The organism is Blautia glucerasea, assembly GCF_020537505.1.
GTDB lineage: Bacteria > Bacillota > Clostridia > Lachnospirales > Lachnospiraceae > Blautia_A.
In genome coordinates, this window is sequence record NZ_JAJBMO010000003.1 from 30,181 (window position 1) to 55,803 (window position 25,623).

The following is a 25,623-nucleotide window of genomic DNA, read 5'->3' on the forward strand; positions in this document are numbered from 1 at the left end:
AGTAATATGCAGAAGATCGGAGAAATAAAGAGCGAGATACAGGCGGCAGAGCCGGAAGAATATGCTGCTCTTTTTGAAAAATACAAAGAAGATACAAGAAGCGGTGTGAGAAAACTTTTAGAGCAGCTTCATAAGAAAGAGGCTGCCTACGAAAAGGAGCTTCTCCGTACCGAGAAAATGAAGGAATTTGAGCACAAATACGAAGATCTTGGTTATGTTTGCGGGATCGATGAGGTAGGGCGGGGACCGCTGGCAGGACCGGTGGTTGCAGGTGCAGTTATTTTGCCCAGGGACTGTAAGATTTTATATCTCAATGATTCCAAGCAGCTAAGCGCAAAAAAAAGAGAAGAATTGTATGATGTGATCATGGAGAATGCAGTGGCGGTAGGAATCGGAATGGCGAGCCCACGGAGAATTGATGAGATCAACATTCTTCAGGCTACTTACGAGGCCATGAGAGAAGCCATTGGCAAGCTGGATCCGGTGCCCCAGATCCTTCTTAATGATGCTGTAACCATTCCCCAGGTGACCATCCCCCAGGTGCCGATCATAAAGGGAGATGCCAAGAGCATTTCCATTGCAGCGGCCAGTATCGTGGCGAAAGTTACAAGGGACCGGATGATGGTGGAATATGATAAGCTCATGCCAGAGTATGGGTTTGCGTCAAACAAGGGATACGGTGCTGCGTCTCATATTGAAGCGCTGAAAAAGTATGGACCAAGCCCTATCCACAGGGCATCTTTCATAAAAAACTTCATATAAGAGAAAAACTGGCGGCTATTTTGGAACAGCATAAGCCAGGAGCATGAATATACAAAAGCTACCTACATAGAAAGAGTCTGGAGTTTAAATGGAAGTAAACAAGCGAAAAGTAGGTGCTTTTTATGAAGGACTGGCAGCGGATTATCTGATCTCCCAGGGCGTGATGATCCTGGAACGGAATTACCGCAACAGGCTGGGAGAAATCGATCTGATCGGAATGACGGCTGATGGCTGGCTGATCTTTGTGGAGGTCAAATACAGAAGCTCAGAATATTCCGGGAATCCGTTGGCAGCAGTGGATAGCAAAAAGCAGTGGGTGATCTCCAGGGTTGCTGTGGAGTATTTGAAGAACCGTTACAGGAGTATGGATGTGAGGTGCCGGTTTGATGTGGTGGGGATCGAAAGGGATGAAATCTGCTGGGTGAAGAATGCTTTTGATTTTTGCAGTTAAATCGGAAGTTGACATACCTTCAGGCTCATTTTGGGCAATCTGTACTTCAATTTGCCAGGAAAATTTCAAATGTGTGCCTGGGAGAAGAAATTAGGAGAACAAGATGGATATAAAATGGCATGATAAAAATAAACCGCATATGCAGGTAAGAAAATCTGGTGAAGTGACTTATCTTACCTATCCCTCCTTTGAACAGTTTCCAGACATTGTGCACTGCTTCAGCACAAGGCTGGGAGGTGTAAGCGAGGGGATTTTCGCATCCATGAACCTTAGCTTTACCAGAGGGGATGAGGAAGCTGCGGTGAAAGAGAATTATCGGAGACTCGGTGAAGCGGTGGGCTTTTTTGTGGAGGATATTGTCACATCTGACCAGACACATACTGCCAATGTACGGTTGGTGGGGGCAGAAGACCGGGGGAATGGAGTGATGCGCCCAAGATCTTATCAGGATGTGGACGGAATGATCACCAATGTTCCCGGAGTCGTATTGTGTACCTTTTATGCGGACTGTGTACCTTTGTATTTCGTAGATCCGGTTCATAAAGCAATCGGGCTGTCCCACTCTGGATGGAGGGGAACCGTAGGGAAAATAGGTAAAGTGACCATAGAAAAAATGAAAGCGCAGTTTGGCTCAGCTCCTGAGGATATTTTTACCGCCATTGGGCCTTCTATCTGTCAGGATTGTTATGAGGTAAGCGAAGATGTGATCCTGGAATTTCAGAGCACATTTGATAAAAAATATTGGGAAAGCCTTTTTTATCAAAAGGAGAATGGCAGGTATCAGCTAAATCTCTGGGAGGCAAACCGGATTATTTTTCTGGAAGCAGGAATTAAAGAAGAACATATTTCCATGCCGGGAATCTGTACCTGCTGTAATCCGGACTTTCTCTTTTCCCACAGGGCAACCCATGGCAAAAGGGGGAATCTGGCAGCTTTTCTTGGAATCCGCCGGGAAGCGAGATAGGGTATACTTGTAAATAGAAAGAAGCCCTGTACCACAAAATGAGATGTGGCACAGGGCTTCTTCTTGCGTATACGACAAACAGTTTTTGATGCTTTATTCCTGATTTACACGTTTCATCAGATCCATGATCTTCTCGTTGCTGGAACGGACTTTCTCAACGGAAACGTCGTGGTTGATGATATCCATAATACTTGCAAGATATTTACTCATATTGGCCTCTACGTAGTAAGGTCTGGTGAGGAGATCCGGAATACGGTAGTTCAGGTTAGTGGTGATAACCTTGTCAATCCAGCCTTTCTCATAGTAGGCATCAAATTTATCCATGCCTTCTGTGAACAGACCATAGGTGGTGCAGATGAATACACGGTTCGCATGGCGTTCTTTGATCTGTTTGGCAACATCAAGCATACTTTCGCCAGAAGAAATCATATCATCAATGATAACAACATCCTTGCCCTCTACAGAGTCCCCGAGGAATTCGTGGGCAACAATTGGGTTCTTGCCATTTACAACGGTAGAGTAGTCACGTCTCTTATAGAACATACCCATATCAACACCCAGAATGTTGGAAAAATAAACGGCTCTGGACATAGCGCCTTCATCCGGGCTGATGATCATAAGATGGTCATTATCAACCTGGAAATTGTCAACACTCTTTACCAGTGCTTTCAGGAACTGATAAGTGGGGAAGAAGTTGTCAAAACCGTTTAACGGAATGGAGTTCTGTACACGGGGATCATGAGCGTCAAAGGTGATGATGTTGGATACGCCCATATCGCTTAATTCCCGGAGTGCCAGTGCACAGTCCAGGGATTCTCTCTTCTTACGTCTGTGCTGACGTCCTTCATAAAGGAATGGCATGATCACATTGATACGGTGTGCTTTACCTGTAGCTGCGGAAATGATTCTCTTCAGGTCCTGGAAATGGTTGTCAGGAGACATATGATTCTCGTGACCGCAGACAGTGTATGTGGAACTGTAGTTGGTAACGTCTACCATAATATAAAGATCGGTTCCTCGAACAGATTCCTTAATGATACCTTTACCTTCACCGGTACCAAAACGTGGGCACTCACACTCTACAATGAAAGTATCCTCGCTGTAACCCTGGGGAATGTTTTCAAGACCCTTCTTCTCTACAAGTTCCTTACGGAATTTTACCAGGTTTCTGTCTACCTCCTCTGCAAGCTCGCGGCAGCCTTCCAGAGCAGCGATACGAATAGGTGCGACAGGCATAGATTTCTCAAGTAATTCTATGTTCGGCATGATATTCCTCCTAAGTAGTATGCTAATTGTCGATTGGAAAATCTGCAAAAATGGGGACTAGTGTCCTTTACCTTTGCAGACCTCTACTTTATATTTATAACATTTGCCCTAAATGACGTCAAGGAATTTATTGATTTTTACTTGAAAAAATGCCTGGATAGGGCAATGATGTGAAATTTTTTGTTGTGTTTTTGGAGAAAACTTGTTATAGTAAAAATAATGGTTTTATTATGCTATGCCAGAAATTGGTGATCTGAGGTACCTTACTGCAGGCGGCTGATTTTCCTGTGAGGGAATGCCTGCGTATGCGGCTGTTGTCTGCTTTTGCGAAAAGGATCTGGCAGATCATAGTTGAAATTGTATGGAGAAAAATGTGAAGAAACAAAATAAACATGTGATTGCAATTGTGCAGGATGGAAGTATTGCGCAGGAGCTTGAACTTCAGCCGGGGGATGTGCTGCTTACCGTGAATGGTCAGCCGGTGGAGGATATATTTGATTACCGCTATCTGATGAATGAAGAATATGTGGTTTTGGAAGTGGAGAAGCCAAATGGAGAGATCTGGGAGCTTGAGGTGGAGAAGGAATACGAGGAAGACCTTGGGATTACCTTTGAGAAGGATCTGATGGATGACTACCGTTCCTGTTCTAACCACTGTATTTTCTGTTTTATTGATCAGATGCCGCCTGGGATGAGAGATACGCTTTATTTTAAGGATGATGATTCCCGTTTGTCTTTTATCCAGGGGAACTATGTAACCCTGACCAATATGAGTGATCATGATATAGACAGGATCATCCGCTATCATCTGGAGCCGATCAATATTTCCATCCAGACCATGAATCCGGATCTGAGATGTAAAATGCTTCATAACCGCTTTGCAGGGGACGCTTTGAAAAAGCTTCAGAAGCTTTATGACGCGGGGATTACCATGAATGGGCAGATCGTTTTGTGCAAGGGCGTCAATGACGGAAAGGAACTGGATGACAGTATCCGGAAAATGGCAGCTTATGCGCCAGTGCTTCAGAGCGTTTCCGTGGTTCCTGTTGGCTTGACGAAATTCCGTAAAGGCTTATATCCGATGGAACAATTTAAAAAGGAAGATGCATTAGAGGTTCTGGAAATCATTCATTCCTGGCAGCAAAAGATGATGGACAAATATGGGATCCATTTTATCCATGCTTCTGATGAATGGTACATTCTGGCAGAGAAGGAACTGCCAGGGGAGGAATCCTACGATGGTTATCTCCAGCTGGAAAATGGTGTAGGAATGCTTCGGCTTCTTGGGGAAGAAGTGAAGGAAGCGCTTGCTGACCGGGTGGGAGATGACCGCAAAATAAAAGCAGTCAGCGCCACAGGTGCATTGGCGGCACCATTTATTCAGAAATACATGGGGATGATCCGGGAGAAATTCCCAAATGTAGAAGTGGATGTGGTTTCCATCCGAAATGAATTTTTCGGTGAGACTATCACCGTATCCGGACTGATCACAGGACAGGACCTGATCCGGCAGCTAAGTGGCAAAGACCTTGGAGAGAAACTTTTGCTTCCCTGCAATATGCTGAAAAATGAAGAAGATATTTTCCTGGATGATATCTCCGTGGAGAAGCTATCCAGGAAACTGAATACAGAGATTGTAATTGTGGATGAAGGCGGTGCGGATCTGGTATCTGCAGTTCTTGATCCGCCCACACAAAAGAAACAGAAAAGGAGACAAATGTATGAGCAAACCGGTAGTAGCAATTGTGGGCAGGCCTAATGTAGGAAAATCCACATTGTTTAATGTGCTGGCGGGAGATAAAATTTCCATTGTAAAAGATACGCCAGGTGTAACCAGAGACAGAATTTATGCAGATGTGTCATGGCTGGACAATGATTTTACCCTGATCGATACAGGCGGTATTGAGCCTGACAGCGGGGATATCATTCTTTCCCAGATGAGAGAGCAGGCACAGATCGCCATTGACACTGCAGATGTTATTATTTTTATCACAGATGTACACCAGGGACTTGTAGACTCTGATTCCAAGGTGGCAGACATGCTCCGCCGCAGCGGTAAGCCAGTGGTTTTGGCGGTAAATAAAGTGGACAGCATCCAGAAATATATGATGGATGTTTATGAATTTTATAATCTGGGAATCGGGGAACCATTTGCCATTTCTGCTGCGAACAGACAGGGACTTGGAGACATGCTGGACGAAGTTGTAAAGCATTTTCCCGAGGATGCAGGTGAGGACGAGGATTCCGATATTCCGAAAATCGCCATTGTTGGTAAACCAAACGTGGGTAAGTCATCCCTGATCAACAAACTTCTTGGTGAGGACCGTGTGATCGTTTCCGACATTGCAGGTACTACCCGTGACGCGGTGGATACCAAGGTTACCTGGAATGAGAAGGATTATATCTTTATTGATACAGCAGGACTTCGCCGTAAGGCAAAGGTAAAAGAAGAAATCGAGCGTTTCAGTGTGATCCGTACAGTAACAGCGGTAGACCGCGCTGATGTTGTGGTTGTAATGATTGATGCAGCAGAAGGTGTGACCGAGCAGGATGCCAAGATTGCAGGAATCGCCCATGAAAAAGGCAAGGGTGTGATCATTGCCGTAAATAAATGGGATGCCATTGAGAAGAACGACAAGACTATTTACAAGCATACCAACCGGATCCGTGAGGTGCTTTCCTTTATGCCGTATGCAGAAATCGTCTTTATTTCTGCAAAGACCGGGCTGCGTATTTCCAGAATGTTTGAGACCCTGGATGCGGTGATTGAAAACCAGACTATGCGTATCCAGACGGGCGTGCTTAACGAGATCCTGGCAGAAGCAGTTGCCATGCAGCAGCCGCCGTCTGACAGAGGCCGCCGTCTGAAGATTTTCTATATGACACAGGTTGCGGTAAAGCCACCTACATTTGTAATCTTTGTCAATGACAAGGAACTTATGCATTTCTCTTATACCAGATATCTGGAGAACAAGATCCGTGACGCCTTTGATTTTGGCGGTACACCGCTGAAATTCATTGTAAGAGAGCGCGGAGAGAAGGAATAAAAATGGAACGTATTATTTGTCTGGCAATCGGATATGTGTTTGGCATGTTCCAGACTTCTTATATCATTGGAAAAGTACATCACATGGACATCCGTCAGTATGGAAGCGGTAATGCAGGAACTACAAATGCTCTTCGTACCCTGGGTAAAAAGGCCGGAGCGATGACCCTGATCGGGGATATGCTGAAATGTGTGATCGCCATTCTGGTGGTGGACGCAGTTTTCAAAAATGATTATGGGGAGATCCTTCCGCTGCTTGGCATGTACACGGCGGCCGGCTGCGTGCTTGGACATAATTTTCCTTTTTATCTCGGTTTTCGGGGGGGAAAGGGAATCGCAGCTTCCGCGGGAATGCTGCTGGCTATGGACTGGAGAGTGTTTTTGATCTGCGCTGTGGTCTTTACCGGACTTGTGGCGATCACCCGTTATGTGTCATTGGGCTCAATAGCGGCTTATGTAGGGGCATTGATCTGTTTTATCGCGTTTGGTGCAGCTGGAAGCTACGGGATGGATCTGTCCCATACAGTGGAGATGGACGTGATCATGGGGCTGATGACAGTGCTTGCAATATATAGGCACAGAGCAAATATTTCCCGCCTTTTAAAGGGAACAGAGAATAAACTGGGAGCAGCGAAGACTACATCTAAATAAGGACGAGGTGATGAAATGGCAAAAATCAGTGTAATGGGAACTGGAAGCTGGGGGACTGCACTTGCAATCCTACTTCACAACAATGGCCATCAGGTTATGCTGTGGTCTGCACATCCGGAAAAGGCCATCAGTCTGAATGAGACAAGAGAGGATCCCAAAAAACTTCCTGGAATTAAAATTCCGGAAGGTATTGTAATAACGGGGGATGAGAAGGCAGCCCTTGATTCACCGGATGTGGCTGTATTTGCATCTCCGTCTGCCTATATGCGTGAGATCAGCAGAAGACTTTCCCCACTGGTACGCCAGGACCAGATCATTGTAAATGTGGCAAAAGGTGTGGAAGAGAAGACCCTTATGCCGGTGTGCGATATTATCAAGGAAGAAATCCCACAGGCAGATGTGTGTGTGCTTTCAGGTCCAAGCCATGCGGAGGAGGTAAGCCGCGGCCTGCCTACCACCTGTGTGGTCAGTGCTAAGAAAAAGGAGACGGCCGAATATCTTCAGGGCCTTTTTATGAGCCCGGTTTTCCGCGTTTATACAACACCGGATATGCTTGGGGTGGAACTTGGCGGTGCCCTTAAGAATGTGATCGCCCTGGCAGCTGGTACTGCAGATGGCCTTGGATATGGAGATAATACCAAGGCGGCGCTGATCACAAGAGGAATTGCAGAGATGGCAAGACTTGGCAGAAAGATGGGAGCCAAACTGGAAACCTTTGCCGGACTTTCCGGGATTGGGGATCTGATCGTTACCTGTGCCAGCGTGCACAGCCGCAACAGACGCGCCGGTTACCTGATGGGACAGGGCTACACCATGCAGCAGGCTATGGATGAGGTGCAGATGGTTGTGGAAGGTGTTTATTCCGCAAAGGCTGCCAAAGCACTGGCTGAGAAATACGATGTGGAAATGCCGATCATTATGGAAGTAAATAAGCTTCTGTTCGAAAACAAACCTGCATCTGAAGCTGTGAAGGATCTGATGCAGAGAGAGAAGCAGGGAGAGATTTCCTGGGAATGAACGGTTCCTTATGACGAAGCAGTTTATAGTAGGAAAAATATAGAAAAGCTGGAAACTTTTTTAGATTGAGGTGCTCCCTCAATTATTAGAAGAAGTTTCCGGCTTTTTATTTTTATGAACAACGAACCAAAGTACATGCTTACATGAGAAATTGGCGACTGCCATCATAACGAGCGAAACTCGCAGGGTATATTTTGCCTCGTTTACCTAAAAGATATAGATGAAAGAGATAAGACAAAAACTGCCAAAGCTGTGTGCACAGCCTTGGCAGTTAATGACATGTCTAATTAAGAATCAGAAAATAACATCCTTCAGATCATCCGGCACATGTGATGTGTGGAGATTCTCGTTCAAAGTATCCATGATGGCCATGTCTTCGTCTTCAATATTGAAATCAAAAATATTGGCATTGGAGGCAATACGGTCTGGATTGACAGATTTCGGGATTACGGAAATGCCCTTCTGGATCGCCCAGCGAAGACCAACCTGTGCCGGAGTGTGGGCATATTTGGTGCCAAGGACACACATAACATCATTGTCAAGGTAAGCTCCCCTTGCTAGCGGAGCATAAGCCTGAACCTGGATCCCCTCGGACTGACAATACTCGATCAGCTCCTTGGGATAGCAGAGCGGATGACATTCAATCTGGTTGACTGCAGGGACAATGCCGGAAACCTTCTTAAGCTCTTCCAGATGGTGGATCTGGAAATTACTGACGCCGATGGAAAGCACACGGCCGGTTTCAAGAAGCTTGGCCATCTCCAGCCAGGTTCCAGTGTAGCAGCCGGGTACCGGCCAGTGAATCAGATAAAGATCCAGATAATCCAGCCTCAGCCTTTCCATACTTCTGTAAAAAGCACCGTCCACATCTCCAAGCCGCTGGGCATTGTTCCAGATCTTGCTTGTGATAAAAAGCTCCTTGCGGGGAACGCCGCATTTGGCAATGGCCTTGCCGATGCTTTCTTCGTTCTTATAGGCAGAAGCGGTGTCAATAAGACGGTAGCCGGCATTGACTGCGGCTGTGATGGCTGTTTCTGCTTCGCTATCTGCTGTTTTATATACACCAAGCCCTAAAAGGGGCATTTCTCTGTCGGTATTCAGAAATACGGTTTCTTTCAAAGATAATTCCTCCTTGCTAAAAGAATAGGCGTTACTGTTCATGACCTGTCCAGTAACCAATAAACTTTCATTATTATACCATATAATCACAAAACATTCACCTGTTTTTTACTTAAATGCCAAGTTGTTAATCTATAGACAAACTTTAGGAAAAACTGTTAAAATTGTACAGAAATTAAAACATATATTTGTATGGTAAAGCATTGAAATTTGGTAAAATTTTATAATTATTTCCTTGCGTATCAATGAGAAAGGATGTATAATAAAGAAAAAATTGATAAATTTATGTCATAAGTCTGCACTTTTTCAGGTAGAGGAAAGGAACTGCGCTATGCATGATATGGAGATAAGCGGAATCTCAAATAAGGGGAACGAATACCCTCATTTCCATACTCACGTCACCCGCGTGAGTCTTTTTCGTGTCTGAAAATAATTCCTGCGGCGTTATTATGCCATAAAGAATCTGCCTGACCTGCAGGCGGAAAGGAGTAGTTCAATGCATTTAATCAAAGACGAAAACGGTAATCTGATCCAGCATGGCCATGAGCATACTCATGAGCACACACATGCTGACGGAGTAAGTCATACACATGCACATACTCATGACGGATCTGAGGGCCATGACCATACACATACTGAGGGACAGAACTGTGGTACAGACTGCGGCGGCTGCCAGGGAGGAGACTGCAAGAATGAGACAGTAGCGCTTCTTACCTATATGCTGCAGCACAATGAGCACCACGCTGCGGAGCTTGACCAGATGGCAGACAATCTTGCCAAGATGGGAATGGATGCTGCTGCGAAGACCATTAAGGAAAGCGTTTCTGATTTCCAGAAAGGCAACATGCGCCTTGGCCTTGCTCTGACTCTTGTAAAAGAGGAAATGAAATAAGGAGGCATTATTATGTGTTTAGCAACTGTATACAAGGACAATGATGATTCTGTGATCTTCAAGAACGTCAGCCGCATTAATGTAGATGGAAACCAGCTTGTTCTCCGTGACATTATGGGTGACGAGAGAGTGGTAGAGGGAACCATCCTTATGGTAGACCTTGCCAACAGCATCGTCAAAGTGAAATGTGATTAAACGTTGATCTTCAGGCGCTTACGCCTTTAGAATAAAATTACTTAATACGTGGAGGTATGTAATTATGAAATTGTCAGAAGCTATGAGAGAAAAAATGCTTCTGTCCTTCGAGCTTTTCCCGCCGAAGACAGAAAAAGGAATGGAGAACCTTCCTGGAACAATCGATCATCTGATGAAGTACAAACCAGAGTACATTTCCTGTACATACGGTGCAGGCGGCGGAAACGTTGGTGCTAACAGAGAAGTATGTCAGATGATCAAGAAAGCCGGAACAACACCGGTTACTCATTTCACAGTAATCAAGAACACCAAAGAGGGAATCAAAGAGCAGCTGGATCAGTACCTTGCAGAAGGCGTAGATCATATGCTTGCACTTCGTGGAGATATTCCGCTTGGTGAGACAACAACCTGTGGTGATTTCAACTACGCTACAGACCTTGTTAAATTCGTTCGTGACGAGTTTGGTGACAAATTCGAGATCGCAGTTGCTGGATCCCCGGAGGGGCACATTGCATGCCGCAGCCTTGATGCTGATATCGCGGTTCTGAGACAGAAACAGGACAACGGCGCTGACTACATCATGACTCAGCTTTGCTGGGATATGGAGCAGTTCAAATACTGGCTGGATGCAATCCGTGAGGCTGGTGTTACAATGCCTGTAGATGTTGGAGTTATGCCAATCCTTGACATGTCCGCAACAATCAACATGGCACTTTCCCGTAACGGCTGTGTAATGGATCGTGAGCTTTGCAGACTCATCTCCAGAAACTGGCTGTTCCCGAACCCATTTGCAGCAAAAGATGCAGACGGCAAGCCATTTGATATGTTCTATGATGACAAGATCAAGAGATTCAAAGAAGAGGGAATCGAGTACACAATCAAACAGATCGACGAGTACCGTGCTCTCGGCGTAGATGGTATCCATCTGTACGCTCTGAACAAATGGAAAGACGTATCCGAGATCATCGACAGATCCGGACTTCGTACTTTAATCTAATCTGTTTTTGACTTAAATTTTTCAGGAGGCAATTGATAGTATTATGGCACATGTAATTGCTGTCGCAGGTAAAGGCGGCGTTGGTAAAACCACATTATGCGGAATGCTGATCCAGTATCTCTGCGAGAAAGGCAAAGGACCGATCCTTGCCGTAGATGCAGATGCAAACTCAAATCTGAACGAAGTTCTCGGAGTAGAAGTAGAAACTACACTTGGCGATGTCAGGGAAGAGATTGCCCGTGCAGAGCTTGCAAAAGAGAACCCGATCCCGGCTGGAATGTCCAAGGCTGATTATGCTGAGAGACGTTTTGAGGATGCCCTTGTAGAAGATGACGATTTCGATCTTCTGGTTATGGGCAGAACCCAGGGAAAAGGCTGCTACTGTTTCGTAAACGGACTTCTTCAGACACAGCTCGCAAAATACCAGAACAATTATCCCTATATCGTAGTAGATAATGAGGCTGGTATGGAGCATATCAGCAGAGGCGTACTTCCGTCCATGCAGACAGCGATCCTGGTTAGCGACTGCTCCAGAAGAGGCGTGCAGGCTGTAGGCCGTATTGCAGAGCTTATTAAAGAATGTGATATGCACCCGGATAAAGTTGGCCTTATTATCAACCGCGCTCCTGGCGGCAAGCTGAATGACGGAATCAAAGAAGAAATCGAGAAACAGGGACTGGACTTACTGGGAGTAGTACCGCAGGATGAAACTGTTTACGAGTACGACTGCGAAGGCAGACCGACCGTAGGACTTCCAGAGGATAATCCGGTGAAGATCGCTCTTCGTGAGATCGTAGATAAGCTTGGTTTATAAGTAAGATCCCCCTTGCCTGGTATGCTTATGCGACAAGAGGATAGAAAAGGCTATATATTTCCGCAGTAGGCGGGTTCGCTGCTGCGGAATTTTCGTCAGAAATTTATCCCATGGGAGGGGATGGGTTCCGATTAACGGAATATATATAAAATTATCGAAAGTAACACATACTTAGAGGAGGTCAATAATGAGTGAATTCAAATTAACTACAGTGGAAGAATTCGAAGCTGCCACAGCCCGTCTTCTTGAGACTGGTGCAAAGGTAGGCGCTGATTCCTGGCAGATGCGTGTTAAGAATCAGACTCCACACTGTAAATTCGGTGAGCAGGGCGTATGTTGCCGAATCTGTGCTATGGGTCCGTGCCGTATTACACCTAAGGCACCGAGAGGTATCTGCGGATGCGATGTACATGGTATCGTAGGAAGAAACTTCCTTCGTTTTACAGCAGGCGGCGCAGCTACACACTCTGATCACGGACGTGAGATCTGTATCACACTTGGACATGCAAAAGAGGGCGGCGATTACCAGGTAAAAGATCCTGAGAAGCTGATCCGTATTGCAAAAGAGTGGGGTGTTGAGACAGAGGGCAAAGACATCTATGATCTGGCTCATGAAATGTCTGATCTTGCTCAGGAAGAGTACGGAAAGATCAGAGGAAATTCCAGATGGCTGAAGAGAGCTCCTCAGCATACACAGGATCTGTGGCATGAAGCTGAGATCGAGCCAAGAGCAATCGACCGCGAGGTTTCCTGTGCACTTCATATGACTCATATGGGTAACACATCCAAACCAGAGGCTCTGATCCGTCAGGCACTTCGTAATGGTCTTTCCGATGGATGGGGCGGTTCCATGTGCGGAACTGAGTTCTCTGATGTCCTTTTCGGAACTCCGAAGCCAATCGAGACCGAGGCTAACCTTGGTGTTATGAACGCTGAGAACGTAAACATTGTTGTACATGGACATGATCCGAGCCTTTCCGAGATGATCTGTGAGTACGCAGACAGCAAAGAAATGATCGATTATGCAAAATCCATGGGCGCTAAGGGAATCACTGTTTCTGGTGTATGTTGTACATCTAATGAGGTTGCAATGCGTCGTGGTATTCCGATGGCTGGTAACTTCTTACAGCAGGAGAACGTTGTACTGACAGGTGCCTGCGAGGCAATCGTAGTTGACGTTCAGTGTATTTTCCCGGCACTTGGACCTCTTTCCAAATGCTTCCATACAAAATTCATCACAACTTCTCCAATCTGCCAGATGCCAGATTCTGACTTCATCAGATTCAACGCTGACACAGCAGGAGAGAATGCAAAACAGATCGTAAAACTTGCATGTGAGAACTTTAAGAACAGAAAACCAGAGCTTGTACATATCCCGGATATGAAACAGAAAGCTACTGTTGGTTACTCTGTAGAAGCAATCGTTAAGACACTTGACGGTGTAACAAACTCTCAGGTAGATGAGACCGGTACCACCAAACCTCTCCTTGAGTGTATTACATCTGGTGTTATCCGTGGTGCTGTTGCTATGGTTGGATGTAACAACCCGAAGGTTAGACCTGACACAGCTCACATTGAACTTATGAAGAAACTGATCGCAAACGATATCGTGATCATCGCTTCCGGATGCTCCGCACAGGCAGCTGCTCGTGCAGGACTTATGGACAAAGCTGCAAAAGACCTTTGCGGTGCTGGTCTGAAACGTGTTTGCGAGCTTGCAGATATCCCGCCAGTATTACATATGGGATCCTGCGTTGATATCAGCCGTATGATGATCCTTGCTTCTGAGCTTGCTAAGGATTCCGGACTGAACATTTCCCAGCTTCCAGTAGTAGGATGTGCTCCTGAGTGGATGTCTGAGAAAGCGGTTTCCATCGGAAACTACGTAGTAGCAACTGGTATTGATACATTCCTTGGCGTAGATCCATATGTATCCGGATCCACAGAGGTAGCTGGTCTCCTTACAGAGGGTGTTCGTGACTGGGTAGAGGCTGCTTATACAGTTGAGAAAGATATTGATAAATTAGGCGATCTGATGATCGAGAGAATCGAAGAGAAACGTGAAGCTCTCGGAATCTAATTGCAGGAAAGGCGCGATTAACTTATGAAAATAGCAGTAACCGGTAAAGGCGGAGTAGGAAAGACAACTTTTGCGGCAACACTTGCCAGATTATATGCAGATGAAGGGAAAAAGGTCCTTGCAGCTGATGTTGACCCGGACGCAAACCTGGGACTGGCTCTTGGATTCGATGAGGAGACTTTGGATTCCATCGTTCCCATTTCCAAGATGCGTAAACTGGTAGAGGAGCGTACCGGAGCCAACAGCCAGAATCAGTTTTATACACTGAATCCGAAGGTAGACGACATTCCGGACACCTACGGAAAGGTTTGTAATGGGGTAAAGCTGCTTGTCCTTGGAACCGTGGAGACAGGCGGAGGCGGATGTGTCTGCCCTGAGCATGTCATGTTAAAGAGAATCATCAGCAACCTTGTAGTACACAGGGATGATGTGGTGATCATGGATATGGAAGCCGGTCTGGAGCATCTGGGCCGGGGTACCACGGAGAGCATGGATGAATTTATTGTGGTGATCGAACCAGGCGCAAGAAGCGTACAGACCTACAAGAATGTAAAGCGTCTTGCAAAGGATCTTGGCATTACCCAGGTTAAGGTAGTAGCCAACAAAGTCCGGAACGAAGAGGATGAAGAATTTATCCGAAACAAGATCCCGGCGGAAGATCTTCTTGGAATGATCCACTACAATGTAGAAGTTATGGACGCAGACCGCCAGGGCAAATCACCCTATGATTTCAGTGAGACAGTAACATCTGAGATCAGAAAGATTAAAGAAAAGATAGACAACGAATCAAGTCTGTAAATAATAGGAGGTACTACAGTGACTTTATTTGATAGAGTATTCAGCGGAAACGACGCTGTTTATGGATTAACAGAGGGCGCTATTGATGCAGCCATCGCACAGCATGGCGAAGACAAAGCAGTAAGCTTCCCTGATACCGCTTACAGCCTTCCTTGCTACTATTCAGTAACAGGAACCAAGGTTACAACCTTAAAAGAGTTAAAAGAGGCTCTTGGCGTTGTAAAAACTCTTATGACAAGAGAGAAAAGACTGAACGACGCATTCATGTCCGGTATTGCTACCGCACTTTGCGCAGAGTTCATCGAAGTTCTGAAATATATCGACGGAGCAACACCATATGAGGAGCCATGCTATGGCCACCTTGCAGATGCTGTGATCCGTGAGCTTGGTGTACCGCTTGTAACAGGCGATATCCCTGGTGTAGCCGTTATCCTTGGAACAGCTCCATCTGTAGAAGAGGGTGTTGCACTTGTAAAGAGCTATCAGGCACAGGGTATTCTTGTAACACTGGTTGGCGGAATCATTGACCAGGTGAAGGAAGCTGGCATGAACACTGGAGCAAACGTACGTGTTATTCCTCTTGGAAAAGACGTTACAGCAGTTATCCACGTTGTATCTGTTGCACTTCGTGCAGCTCTGATCTTCGGTAACGTAACACCTGGAGATGCAGGTACACTTATGAAATATACAATGGACCGTGTTCCGGCATTCGTTAACGCATTCGGACCTCTGGATGACGTTGTAGTTGCTTGCGGAGCTGGCGCTATCGCACTTGGCTTCCCGGTAATCACAAACGAGACAGAGAACATCTTCCGTGTACCGAAGAGCCTTATCGTTCAGGAGGACGTAAGCAAATTCAACGCTACTTCCCTTGAGGCTCGTGACATCAAGATCAAGATCACAAATATCGATATCCCGGTTGCATTCGCATCTGCATTCGAGGGCGAGATCATTCGTCGTAAAGACATGCGTGTTGAGTTCGATGGTTCCCGTGTTGACTGTGCTGAGCTTGTACATACCTGTGACGCTTCTGAGATCGAGGATCACAAGATCACAGTTGTAGGACCGGAAGTTGACGAGATGGAAGACGGAAGCAAGAACAGCATTGCATACGTTGTTAAGGTTGCCGGTAAGAACATGCAGCCTGACTTTGAGCCTGTTATCGAGCGTAAATTCCACAACTACATCAACTGTATCGAGGGTGTATATCACACCGGTCAGAGAGATATGCAGCGTATCCGTATCAGCCATGCAGCATTTGATGCAGGATTCCGTATCAAACATATCGGTGAAGTTCTTTATACTCAGGTTAAGAACGAATTTGACGCAGTTGTTGACAAGTGTGAGGTTGTGATCTACACAGATCCTGCTGAGTGTACCAGAATCCGTCATGAAGTTGCAATTCCGACATTCGAGAAACGTGATGATCGTCTTGCAAACCTCACTGACGAGTCTGTTGATGTATATTACAGCTGTATCCTCTGCCAGGCATTCTCCCCGTCTCACGTTTGTGTTGTTACACCAGAGAGACTTGGACTTTGCGGTGCCGTTTCATGGCTGGATGCAAAAGCTACCAACGAGCTTGATCCGAACGGACCTTGCCAGGTGATCACCAAAGAGCGTCCGATCAATGAAGAGCTTGGTTCTTATGAAGACGTTGATGAAGCGGTTCAGAAGTTCTCCCAGGGTGCTCTGGAGCACGTTACCCTGTACTCCATCATGCAGGATCCTATGACTTCCTGCGGATGCTTCGAGTGTATCTGCGGTATCGAGCCATTCTCCAACGGTGTAGTTATTGCTAACCGTGAGTATGCAGGCATGACACCTCTCGGAATGACCTTCTCTGAGATGGCTTCCATGACAGGTGGTGGTGTTCAGACTCCTGGATTCATGGGACATGGTAAACACTTCATCGCTTCCAAGAAATTCATGAAGGCTGAGGGCGGTATCGAGCGTATCGTATGGATGCCGAAAGAATTAAAAGAGTTCATCGCAGAGAAATTAAATGCTACTGCAAAAGAACTTTACGGAATCGATAACTTTACAGATATGATCGGTGATGAGACTGTTGCTACAGATCCTGAGACTCTGGTAGGATTCCTTACAGAGAAGGGACATCCGGCACTTGGACTTGACCCGATGATGTAATTTATCCAGCAGCTCCTGCTGCAAAATGGAGATAATTTCCCTGGAGTCTGTCTCCTTTAGACAGGCTCCGGGATTCACTATTTCCGGCAGGAATACTGATTTATAATTTCGCTGCGGAGGGCGAACAAGCAGATCATTTTGAGTGCGGAAGGAAATGGTCTGTATCTGATAATTTATTTAGCAGCAAATCCATGGAAAGAAGCGAGGCTTTACGTGGTTTGTGATAGAAGATTAACAGAAAAGGAGATGCAGAAAATTGTTAATTAACAGAATTTTCAGCGGAAATGATGCAGTATACGGTCTGACAGAAAAAGCCGTAAACGATGCTGTACAGCAGCATGGTGCAGACAAGGCAGTGGGATTTCCACACACAGCATATTGTCTTCCATGCTATTATGCAGTAACCGGTGTGAAGATCAAAACACTTGGAGAACTGCAGGCAGCCCTTGGCGTCGTAAAATCTCTTATGACAAGAGAGCATGTTCTGGATGATGCTCTTATGTCAGGTGTAGCAACAGCCCTCTGTGCGGAATTTATTGAAGCACTGAAGTATCTTGATGGGGCAGAACCCTATCAGGAGCCTTGTTATGGCCATCTTGCAGATTCCATTATCCGTGAGCTTGGTGTACCGCTTGTAACAGGAGATATCCCTGGTGTAGCTGTTATCCTTGGCAGCGCACCGACTGCACAGGAAGGTGTTGACCTGATCAAGAGCTATCAGGCACAGGGTATCCTGGTAACATTAGTTGGCGGTATCATTGACCAGGCACAGGAGCTTGGCCTTAAGATGGGCTATAATTTACGAATTGTTCCTTTGGGAAAAGACGTAACATCTGTTATCCACGTTGTATCTGTTGCACTTCGTGCAGCACTGATTTTCGGCAATGTAACACCTGGCGATGCAGCAAGCCTTCTTACATACACCAAAGACAGGGTTCCGGCATTTGTAAATGCTTTCAAACCTGTTGATGATGTAGTTCTTGCAGCCGGTGCTGGTGCGATCAAGCTTGGTTTCCCGGTAATCTCCAATGAGGATGAGAACATTGTGGAAGTACCAGGAGCCCTGATCGCGTGTCCGAACGTTGCTGACTTTAATAAGGTTTCCCTTGAAGCAAGAGGAATCAAGATCAAAATCACAAAGGTGGATATTCCGGTAGCATTTGCGTCTGCCTTTGAAGGTGAGATCATTCGTCGTAAAGATATGCGTGTGGAATTTGACGGTTCCCGTGTGGACTGCGTAGAGCTTGTGCAGACTAAGGAAATGAACGAGGTCGAGGATCACAAGATTACTGTCGTAGGTCCGGAAGTCGATAGCTTCGAACCTGGAAGCAAGCACAGCCTTGCCTACGTGGTAGAAGTAGCTGGTAAGAAGATGCAGCCGGATTTTGAACCGGTTATCGAGCGTAAATTCCACAATTATATAAACTGCATTGAAGGTGTATATCACACAGGACAGAGGGATATGTTCCGTATCCGTATCAGCAATGATGCTTTTGCAGCAGGTTTCAGAGCAAAACACTTTGGTGAAGTTCTTTACACTCAGGTAAAGAATGAGTTCGAGGCTGTTGTAGATAAGTGTCAGGTAACTGTCTATACAGATCCGGATGAGTGTACCAGAATGCGTCATGAAGTAGCAATCCCTACTTTTGACAAACGTGATGCGCGTCTGGAGACATTGACTGATGAATCTGTAGATGTTTATTACAGCTGTATCCTGTGTCAGGCATTTTCTCCGTCACATGTCTGCGTAGTAACACCGGAGAGACTTGGACTTTGTGGAGCCGTTTCATGGCTGGATGCAAAAGCAACCAATGAACTGGATCCAAACGGCCCATGTCAGATCATCACCAAGGAGCGCCCGATCGATGTAAATCTGGGCTCTTACGAGGATGTTGATGAAGCAGTAAAGAAATATTCCCAGGGTGCTCTGGAGCATGTTACTCTGTACTCCATCATGCAGGATCCTATGACCTCCTGCGGATGCTTCGAGTGTATTTGCGGTATTGAGCCATTTTCTAATGGTGTGGTTATCGCAAACCGTGAGTATGCAGGCATGACACCTCTTGGAATGACGTTCTCCGAGATGGCTTCCATGACCGGCGGCGGTGTTCAGACACCAGGCTTTATGGGACATGGAAAACACTTTATTTCATCCAAGAAATTCATGAAGGCAGAGGGCGGAATTGAGCGTATCGTATGGATGCCAAAGGAATTAAAAGAGACCGTGGCGGAGCGACTCAATAAGACTGCAAAAGAACTCTATGGCATTGACAACTTCACTGATATGATCGGTGATGAGACCGTTGCCACAGATCCGGAAGTTCTTGTTGCATTTTTAACAGAACATAACCATCCTGCATTGTCAATGGATCCGATGATGTAGTATAATGGTTCTGTATAATTTTTACAAATTTTTAAGGAGGCTTTAAGAAATGCCATTTAATCAGAAACCACAGAAGTTCAACGCAAAGATCAACACTGTTACGGTTGGAACTGGCGATAAAGCGGTTACTATTGGAGGAAATTCTACATTTCCTTTCTATACATTTGACGCACCAACCGAGAACAGCCCGAAAATCGGTGTAGAGATCACGGATATGGGACTTGATGACTTTGCACCTGGAATCAAAGCATATTATGAAGGATGCACCACCATGGCTGAGATCGCTCAGAAAGCAGCAGCTATGGAAGGTGGAGATTTCGTTGTACTCAACCTGGAAGGCGGAGATCCAAACGGAGTAAACAAATCTACAGAAGAACTTATTGCAATCGTAAAAGAGGTTGCAGATGCAATCGACTGTCCATTAGTAGTTGAAGGCTGCAAGAACGTGGAGAAGGATGCGGAACTTCTTCCGAAGGTTGCAGAGGCACTTCAGGGCAGAAACGTGATCGTGATGTCTGAGAAGGAAGAAAACTACAAGGCAATCGGTGCTGCAGCAGGACTTGCTTACAACCAGATCGTAGGCGCTGAGTCCGCTGATGATATCAACCTTGCAAAACAGTTGAACGTAGTAACAACACAGTTAGGTGTTGATGCGAAGAAGATCGTTATGAACGTAGGAACAGCTACCGTTGGTTATGGTTACGAGTATGTTGTTTCCACTATGGACCGTATCAAAGGTGCAGCATTATCCCAGAATGATAACATGCTGCAGATGCCTATTATTACACCAGTTTCTTCTGAGACATGGGGCGTAAAGGAATCAGTTGCAACTGAGGAAGATATGCCAGAATGGGGCTCAGAGGATGAGCGTGGTATCGACATGGAAGTTATGACAGCAGCAGCAGACCTGGCGGCAGGATCTGACGCAGTTATCTTAAGACATCCAGAGTCTGTAAAGACCATCGCTAAGATGATCAAAGCACTTGTGTAATATTTTTAGGAGGGAAAAATTGATATGGCACTGAATGGTATTCAGATTTTTAAATTAACACCAAAGAAAAACTGTAAGGAATGTGGATGCCCGACATGTATGGCTTTCTCCATGAAAGTTGCACAGGGCGCTTTAAAGATTGAGCAGTGTCCACATATGTCTGAGGAAGCATTAGCATCTCTTTCCGAGGCAACTGCTCCGCCAATGAAGACGATCAAGATCGGTACTGGCGATGAGGAGCTTACCCTTGGTGGTGAGACCGTTCTTTTCAGACATGAGAAGACCTTTGTAAACAAGACAAGATATGCAGTAGAGCTTTGCACATGCATGGATGACGCTACTGTAGATGCAAAACTGGCTGAGATCCCGAAGGTTGATTATGACCGTATCGGTGAGAGAATGTACGCAGAGATCGTTTACGTAAACTGCGATGCAGAAGCAACAGCTGACAAATATGTAGCACTTGTACAGAAAGCAGCAGCTCTTGGACGTACCCTGATCCTTGGATGTTCTGATCCGGAGATCGCAAAAGCAGCCCTTGAGGTTTGCAAAGACAGCAAGCCGGTATTAAACGGAGCAAATGCTTCTAACTATGAGGCTATGAACGCAGTTGCAACAGCAGCTGGTGTTGTTCTTGGTGTATCTGGCAAAGATCTTAACGAGTTATATGATACTACAGCAGCAATCGAGAAACTTGGAAACAAGAATCTGGTACTTGATGTAACAGGCGCTGACATCAAAGAGACCTTCGGCAATGCCGTACAGGTACGTCGTGCAGCTCTGAAGGATCAGGACAGAACATTCGGTTATCCATCCATCGTAAACCTTGCAAAGATCGCTGGTGGTGACTATCACCTTCAGGCAGGTCTGGCAGCTATGTTTACAATGAAATACGGTTCCATCGTTGTTATGGAGCGTATGACATATGCAGAGGCACTTCCGTTATATGGTCTGCGTCAGAACGTATTTACTGACCCGCAGAAGCCAATGCGTGTAGAGCCAGGTATCTACCCGATGAACGGTGGAGATGAGAATTCTCTTGTTGTTACAACTGTTGACTTCGCTCTTACATATTTCCTTGTATCTGGAGAGCTGGAGCGTTCCGGTGTTCCGCTTAATCTTGTTATCAACGATGCCGGCGGTTTATCCGTACTGACATCCTGGGCAGCAGGAAAATTCTCCGGAAACAGTATTTCTACATTCTTCAAAGAGAAAGTAGAGCCAAATGTTAAGAGCAGACGTCTGGTAATCCCAGGTAAGGTTGCAGTCCTGAAGGGTGATCTGGAAGCAAAACTTCCAGGATGGGAAATCATCGTTGGACCAAGAGAAGCTGTACAGCTTGTGAAGTTCTTAAAGGATCTTGAAGGCTGATTTAAGCCTTTAAGACCCTAAAAGGGTATGCCGCTTATGGGCGGCACCACTATAAATGTAAAGGAGAACATTTGACATGGCAAAATTTGTTACAATTGGAGAGAGACTTTCAACAACAGCACCTTCTGTAAACAAAGCATTTACAGAGAGAGATCCTGAGCCGATCTTAAAGAGAGCAAAACAGCAGCTTGATGCTGGTGCTGTTTATCTTGATGTAAACATCGGACCAGCTGAGAACGATGGAGAAGACCTGATGAAATGGGCTGTTAAGCTTCTTCAGGAGAACTTCGACAACGTTCCGCTGTCTCTGGATACATCCAACAAAAAAGCAATTGAGGCTGGTATTTCCGTATACAACCGTTCCAAAGGAAAACCAATCGTAAACTCTGCTGATGCAGCTGGAAGAATTGAGAACATCGACCTTGCAGCAGCTAACGATGCAATCGTTATCGCTCTTTGCAACGGTGAAGGTATTGCAAAAGACAACGACGAGCGTATGATGTACTGCCAGATGCTTCTTGAAAGAGGTATGGAGCATGGTATGGACGCAAGTGATCTGTGGTTTGACCCGCTGTTCCTGGTTGTTAAAGGAATGCAGGACAAACAGATGGAAGTACTTGAGGCTATTAAAATGTTCTCCGATATGGGACTGAACTCTACAGGTGGTCTGTCCAACAACAGTAACGGTATGCCGAAGAACATCCGTCCAATCATGGATTCCGCATTAGTTGCTATGGCTATGATGCAGGGCCTTACATCCGCAATTGTTAACCCTAACGACCTTCGTCTTATGGAAACAATCAAATCCTGCGATGTATTCAAGGGCAACACCCTGTATGCTGATTCCTATCTTGAACTGTAATCATCTATAGTTCTTTCTAATAGGGACGTAAGATACAAAGAGGGGCTGGGGCTTTGGCCTCAGTCCCTTTTTCTAACGGATAAGATGTAAAAAATGTCTGTTTTGGTTATTGTTCATGTGGTGAGCAATAACCTGTTTTGGCAGATATGACCATATGAGAAAGGTGAGTGCCGGATGTTTAAGGTTACATTTTCTTTTGAAGATGGCAGTGTGGTAGAACATTTTGCCAATGCGGGGGACAATTTACTTGAATTAGCCAGAGAGGCCAATGTGGCCATCGATGCGCCGTGCTCCGGAAATGCTTCCTGCGGAAAGTGCCGGGTACAGTTAAAAAAGGGAGAGCTGGACAGCAAGAAAACCTTGCATATCAGTGAGGAAGAATATCAGGAAGGCTGGCGTCTTGCCTGCGTAAGCAGGGTCTGTGCAGATGTGACCGTACTGGTACCTGATATTGCGTCTGCTTACAAGAGCAGAATGAAGGTTGCAGATCTCAGCTCCAAAGAGGAAATTGCCATTTTCGAGAATTCCAAAAGAGACGTAGAAATGACCGGTATTGAGCTCAGAAACAGTCTGGATGTAATTGAACTTGATATGAATGAGCCAAGTCTTGATGACACCATGCCGGATAATGAGCGCCTTACAAGAGCTTTAAAGAAATACATGAATCTGAAGCAGGTAAGGATTCCTTACGCTGTATTAAGAAAATTACCGGATGTACTCCGGGAAAATCATTTCAAGGTAAAATGTGTGGTTCGTACGGCTCCTAATGATCTTTTTGTATACGATATTTTCGGAAAAGATGAAGAAGTGGTAGTGGGCGGACTTGCAGTGGATATTGGCACCACAACTGTTTCTGCAGTCCTGATCAATATGGAGACTGGAGAGATTCTTGCCAAGGCTTCCTCTGGAAACGGACAGATCCGTTTCGGAGCAGATGTTATCAACCGTATCATCGAACAGCAGAAGCCAGGTGGGAAGAAGAAACTGCAGGATGCAGTCATTAAAGAGACAATCAATCCAATGATCGCACAGATGTGTAAAAGTGCAGGCATTCCAGCCAGCCATATTTACAGAATGTCTGTGGGAGCAAATACAACGATGAATCATCTGTTTGCCGGGATCAACGCGGATCCGGTCCGTATGGAGCCGTACATTCCAGCATTCTTCAAAACCAATTCCCTTTTTGCTTCTGATGTGGGAATTGCCATCAATAAAGACGCGCATATCATCATTGCGCCAAATATCGGAAGCTATGTAGGCGGTGATATCACTGCCGGAACTTTAGTAAGTATGATCTGGAACAGACCGGAGTTCTCTTTGTTTATCGACCTTGGCACCAACGGCGAGCTGGTATTTGGCAACTCTGATTTTATGATGAGCTGTGCATGTTCTGCTGGCCCGGCCTTCGAGGGTGGAGATATCAGCTGCGGTATGCGAGCAACGGATGGTGCCATTGAGGCTTGTACCATTGATAAAGAGACTATGGAGCCGACCTATAAGGTAGTAGGTGATCCAGGCACCAAACCGGTGGGACTTTGCGGTTCCGGAATCATTGACGTGATCAGTGAGCTTTTCATGTGCGGAATCATCAATCCAAAGGGCAAATTTGTCCGCGAGGGAGAGAGAATCCGCCACGATAAATACGGAATGGGAAGCTATGTGATCGCATTTGAAAAGGATGCAGGCTCTGTGAAGGATATTGAGATCACAGAGGTTGATATTGATAACTTCATTCGTGCCAAGGGAGCTATCTTCTCAGCCATCAGAACCATGATAAACAGTCTTGATTTTGATGTGAGCATGATCGATGACGTATACGTTGCCGGCGGTATCGGAAGCGGAATCAATATGAGAAATGCCGTAAATATCGGAATGTTCCCGGATATTCCTCTGGAGAAATTCCATTATATCGGTAACTCCTCATTGACCGGTTCCTATCTGATGCTTCTTTCTACAGAGGCAGAGAAGAAGACCTATGAGCTTGCTGCAAACATGACATACATGGAGCTTTCCACAGTGCCAACCTATATGGACGAATTTGTAGGAGCATGTTTTATCCCTCATACAGATACCGGAATGTTCCCTGATGTAATGAATGATTTACAGAACAGGAAGTAATTAATAAAATGCCATTTACAATTGATGACTTAAATTATGATAAAGACAGTAAAGAGAGAATGCCATGGGAGCATTATCTTGAGCTGTATGCAAAAGCTGATCCAAAGGAGATCGCATCCAGACTTTCCATCCCATATGAAGAAGAGTCGAAGGAATTTACTTTGACTTTTCTGGGTTCCGAATATAAGGTTACATACCCGGATTTCCAGGTAAAACATGTGGCAGATGAGAAAAACTGCTATCCTCTTGAGGATATGATCTATGCGAAGATCCTTACCATCCGTTTTCTGCTGAACGGTTCCGCCTCTGTGGGAACCGGAAAGTTTAAAACTTACCGGGAGATGCCATGGGGAGAGGTTTACCTGCGGCAGTTTGACGGACGGTGTATCAAAAGGCTTGCATTTACCTATGGAAACAGGCTGGATGATTTCCGACTGGTGATGGATCATATGAAATGTACTCCTATAAAGTTTGGAGACGTTGCATATGAGCTGTCCATCTATCCGGGATATCAGATCCAGATGATCCTGTGGGAAGGGGACGATGAATTCCCGCCGTCTTCCCAGATCCTGTTTTCCGACAATTTCCCGGTATCCTTTGCTGCGGAAGATATGGCGGTTATGGGAGATGTGATCATTGGCTCTTTGAAGGCTTTTCTGAAAGCTGCGAAAGAGCAGTAAAACATTTATTTTAGATTA

The 25,623-nt window shown here is 45.6% G+C and carries 22 protein-coding genes; 20 read left to right on the plus strand and 2 right to left on the minus strand.

The genetic code is table 11. The features are described 5' to 3' along the window. Positions 1-6 precede the first annotated feature (6 nt). From LIQ05_RS03200 to pgeF, 3 genes are all read left to right on the plus strand, one after another. The gene (locus LIQ05_RS03200) at positions 7-762 is read left to right on the plus strand and encodes a ribonuclease HII (protein ID WP_226818557.1); all 756 of its coding nucleotides are present in this window, start codon (positions 7-9) and stop codon (positions 760-762) included. Positions 763-850: 88 nt separating this feature from the next. Continuing rightward, positions 851-1,213, plus strand: coding sequence for a YraN family protein (locus LIQ05_RS03205; RefSeq protein WP_226818559.1), 363 nt, complete (start codon positions 851-853; stop codon positions 1,211-1,213). A 103-nt stretch (positions 1,214-1,316) separates the two neighbouring features. Further along, positions 1,317-2,177: a peptidoglycan editing factor PgeF gene (gene pgeF / locus LIQ05_RS03210; RefSeq protein ID WP_226818561.1), complete on the plus strand. Its 861-nt coding sequence runs from the start codon at positions 1,317-1,319 to the stop codon at positions 2,175-2,177. Between the two features lie 93 nt (positions 2,178-2,270). Here pgeF and LIQ05_RS03215 read toward each other — a convergent pair whose 3' ends face one another. Then, positions 2,271-3,443, minus strand: coding sequence for a ribose-phosphate pyrophosphokinase (locus tag LIQ05_RS03215; protein ID WP_226818563.1), 1,173 nt, complete (start codon positions 3,441-3,443; stop codon positions 2,271-2,273). A 361-nt stretch (positions 3,444-3,804) separates the two neighbouring features. Here LIQ05_RS03215 and LIQ05_RS03220 point away from each other — a divergent pair, with 361 nt between their 5' ends. From LIQ05_RS03220 to LIQ05_RS03235, 4 genes are read left to right on the plus strand one after another with little or no spacing between them, the layout of a single operon-like run. Further along, on the plus strand, positions 3,805-5,202 hold the full coding sequence (locus tag LIQ05_RS03220) for a DUF512 domain-containing protein (RefSeq protein WP_226818565.1): 1,398 nt from the start codon (positions 3,805-3,807) through the stop codon (positions 5,200-5,202). Then, on the plus strand, positions 5,165-6,490 hold the full coding sequence (gene der, locus LIQ05_RS03225; protein WP_226818569.1) for a ribosome biogenesis GTPase Der: 1,326 nt from the start codon (positions 5,165-5,167) through the stop codon (positions 6,488-6,490). The genes LIQ05_RS03220 and der overlap by 38 nt, the downstream gene beginning before the upstream one ends. A gap of 2 nt (positions 6,491-6,492) precedes the next feature. Beyond that, entirely contained in the window at positions 6,493-7,140 is a 648-nt protein-coding gene (gene plsY, locus LIQ05_RS03230) for a glycerol-3-phosphate 1-O-acyltransferase PlsY (protein ID WP_226818571.1), read from the plus strand. Positions 7,141-7,155: 15 nt separating this feature from the next. Next, the gene (locus LIQ05_RS03235; RefSeq protein ID WP_226818574.1) at positions 7,156-8,157 is read left to right on the plus strand and encodes an NAD(P)H-dependent glycerol-3-phosphate dehydrogenase; all 1,002 of its coding nucleotides are present in this window, start codon (positions 7,156-7,158) and stop codon (positions 8,155-8,157) included. Between the two features lie 294 nt (positions 8,158-8,451). Here LIQ05_RS03235 and LIQ05_RS03240 read toward each other — a convergent pair whose 3' ends face one another. Then, positions 8,452-9,276 carry an aldo/keto reductase gene (locus tag LIQ05_RS03240; RefSeq protein ID WP_318289462.1) on the minus strand — a complete coding sequence of 275 codons (825 nt, stop codon included), beginning with the start codon at positions 9,274-9,276 and terminating at the stop codon, positions 8,452-8,454. 496 nt (positions 9,277-9,772) lie between these two features. On the opposite strand from LIQ05_RS03240, the gene LIQ05_RS03245 reads away from it, so the two are divergent. From LIQ05_RS03245 to LIQ05_RS03305, 13 genes are all read left to right on the plus strand, one after another. Beyond that, positions 9,773-10,168 (plus strand): cobalt transporter, encoded by a 396-nt coding sequence (locus LIQ05_RS03245; protein ID WP_226818576.1) that lies wholly within the window; start codon positions 9,773-9,775, stop codon positions 10,166-10,168. 12 nt (positions 10,169-10,180) lie between these two features. Then, positions 10,181-10,363 carry a CooT family nickel-binding protein gene (locus LIQ05_RS03250; protein WP_226818579.1) on the plus strand — a complete coding sequence of 61 codons (183 nt, stop codon included), beginning with the start codon at positions 10,181-10,183 and terminating at the stop codon, positions 10,361-10,363. Positions 10,364-10,427: 64 nt separating this feature from the next. Further along, positions 10,428-11,360, plus strand: coding sequence for a methylenetetrahydrofolate reductase (locus LIQ05_RS03255; protein WP_226818582.1), 933 nt, complete (start codon positions 10,428-10,430; stop codon positions 11,358-11,360). 43 nt (positions 11,361-11,403) lie between these two features. Continuing rightward, the gene (locus LIQ05_RS03260) at positions 11,404-12,174 is read left to right on the plus strand and encodes an AAA family ATPase (RefSeq protein WP_226818584.1); all 771 of its coding nucleotides are present in this window, start codon (positions 11,404-11,406) and stop codon (positions 12,172-12,174) included. Positions 12,175-12,361: 187 nt separating this feature from the next. Next, on the plus strand, positions 12,362-14,254 hold the full coding sequence (gene cooS, locus LIQ05_RS03265) for an anaerobic carbon-monoxide dehydrogenase catalytic subunit (RefSeq protein WP_226818589.1): 1,893 nt from the start codon (positions 12,362-12,364) through the stop codon (positions 14,252-14,254). Between the two features lie 24 nt (positions 14,255-14,278). Further along, positions 14,279-15,052 carry an AAA family ATPase gene (locus LIQ05_RS03270; RefSeq protein WP_118578441.1) on the plus strand — a complete coding sequence of 258 codons (774 nt, stop codon included), beginning with the start codon at positions 14,279-14,281 and terminating at the stop codon, positions 15,050-15,052. Positions 15,053-15,070: 18 nt separating this feature from the next. After that, on the plus strand, positions 15,071-17,200 hold the full coding sequence (gene acsB / locus LIQ05_RS03275) for an acetyl-CoA decarbonylase/synthase complex subunit alpha/beta (RefSeq protein ID WP_118578440.1): 2,130 nt from the start codon (positions 15,071-15,073) through the stop codon (positions 17,198-17,200). Between the two features lie 256 nt (positions 17,201-17,456). Further along, a complete protein-coding gene (acsB, locus tag LIQ05_RS03280) occupies positions 17,457-19,583 on the plus strand; it encodes an acetyl-CoA decarbonylase/synthase complex subunit alpha/beta (RefSeq protein WP_226818592.1) in 2,127 nt (708 codons plus the stop codon). Positions 19,584-19,632: 49 nt separating this feature from the next. Beyond that, on the plus strand, positions 19,633-20,574 hold the full coding sequence (gene acsD / locus LIQ05_RS03285) for an acetyl-CoA decarbonylase/synthase complex subunit delta (protein ID WP_118578438.1): 942 nt from the start codon (positions 19,633-19,635) through the stop codon (positions 20,572-20,574). 24 nt (positions 20,575-20,598) lie between these two features. Continuing rightward, positions 20,599-21,945, plus strand: a complete 1,347-nt coding sequence (acsC, locus tag LIQ05_RS03290) for an acetyl-CoA decarbonylase/synthase complex subunit gamma (RefSeq protein ID WP_118578437.1) — start codon at positions 20,599-20,601, stop codon at positions 21,943-21,945. Between the two features lie 76 nt (positions 21,946-22,021). Next, positions 22,022-22,807 carry a carbon monoxide dehydrogenase/acetyl-CoA synthase methytransferase subunit gene (gene acsE / locus LIQ05_RS03295; protein ID WP_118578436.1) on the plus strand — a complete coding sequence of 262 codons (786 nt, stop codon included), beginning with the start codon at positions 22,022-22,024 and terminating at the stop codon, positions 22,805-22,807. A 174-nt stretch (positions 22,808-22,981) separates the two neighbouring features. After that, entirely contained in the window at positions 22,982-24,925 is a 1,944-nt protein-coding gene (gene acsV, locus LIQ05_RS03300) for a corrinoid activation/regeneration protein AcsV (protein WP_226818595.1), read from the plus strand. An 8-nt stretch (positions 24,926-24,933) separates the two neighbouring features. Next, positions 24,934-25,605, plus strand: a complete 672-nt coding sequence (locus LIQ05_RS03305; protein WP_226818598.1) for a DUF3786 domain-containing protein — start codon at positions 24,934-24,936, stop codon at positions 25,603-25,605. Positions 25,606-25,623 lie beyond the last annotated feature (18 nt).

Bases quoted from the DNA above. Each gene is read 5' to 3' on its own strand.
- LIQ05_RS03200 (WP_226818557.1), top strand. From the start codon at position 7: ATGCAGAAGATCGGAGAAATAAAGAGCGAGATACAGGCGGCAGAGCCG.
- LIQ05_RS03205 (WP_226818559.1), top strand. From the start codon at position 851: ATGGAAGTAAACAAGCGAAAAGTAGGTGCTTTTTATGAAGGACTGGCA.
- pgeF (WP_226818561.1), top strand. From the start codon at position 1,317: ATGGATATAAAATGGCATGATAAAAATAAACCGCATATGCAGGTAAGA.
- LIQ05_RS03215 (WP_226818563.1), bottom strand. From the start codon at position 3,443: ATGCCGAACATAGAATTACTTGAGAAATCTATGCCTGTCGCACCTATT.
- LIQ05_RS03220 (WP_226818565.1), top strand. From the start codon at position 3,805: ATGGAGAAAAATGTGAAGAAACAAAATAAACATGTGATTGCAATTGTG.
- der (WP_226818569.1), top strand. From the start codon at position 5,165: ATGAGCAAACCGGTAGTAGCAATTGTGGGCAGGCCTAATGTAGGAAAA.
- plsY (WP_226818571.1), top strand. From the start codon at position 6,493: ATGGAACGTATTATTTGTCTGGCAATCGGATATGTGTTTGGCATGTTC.
- LIQ05_RS03235 (WP_226818574.1), top strand. From the start codon at position 7,156: ATGGCAAAAATCAGTGTAATGGGAACTGGAAGCTGGGGGACTGCACTT.
- LIQ05_RS03245 (WP_226818576.1), top strand. From the start codon at position 9,773: ATGCATTTAATCAAAGACGAAAACGGTAATCTGATCCAGCATGGCCAT.
- LIQ05_RS03250 (WP_226818579.1), top strand. From the start codon at position 10,181: ATGTGTTTAGCAACTGTATACAAGGACAATGATGATTCTGTGATCTTC.
- LIQ05_RS03255 (WP_226818582.1), top strand. From the start codon at position 10,428: ATGAAATTGTCAGAAGCTATGAGAGAAAAAATGCTTCTGTCCTTCGAG.
- LIQ05_RS03260 (WP_226818584.1), top strand. From the start codon at position 11,404: ATGGCACATGTAATTGCTGTCGCAGGTAAAGGCGGCGTTGGTAAAACC.
- cooS (WP_226818589.1), top strand. From the start codon at position 12,362: ATGAGTGAATTCAAATTAACTACAGTGGAAGAATTCGAAGCTGCCACA.
- LIQ05_RS03270 (WP_118578441.1), top strand. From the start codon at position 14,279: ATGAAAATAGCAGTAACCGGTAAAGGCGGAGTAGGAAAGACAACTTTT.
- acsD (WP_118578438.1), top strand. From the start codon at position 19,633: ATGCCATTTAATCAGAAACCACAGAAGTTCAACGCAAAGATCAACACT.
- acsC (WP_118578437.1), top strand. From the start codon at position 20,599: ATGGCACTGAATGGTATTCAGATTTTTAAATTAACACCAAAGAAAAAC.
- acsE (WP_118578436.1), top strand. From the start codon at position 22,022: ATGGCAAAATTTGTTACAATTGGAGAGAGACTTTCAACAACAGCACCT.
- acsV (WP_226818595.1), top strand. From the start codon at position 22,982: ATGTTTAAGGTTACATTTTCTTTTGAAGATGGCAGTGTGGTAGAACAT.
- LIQ05_RS03305 (WP_226818598.1), top strand. From the start codon at position 24,934: ATGCCATTTACAATTGATGACTTAAATTATGATAAAGACAGTAAAGAG.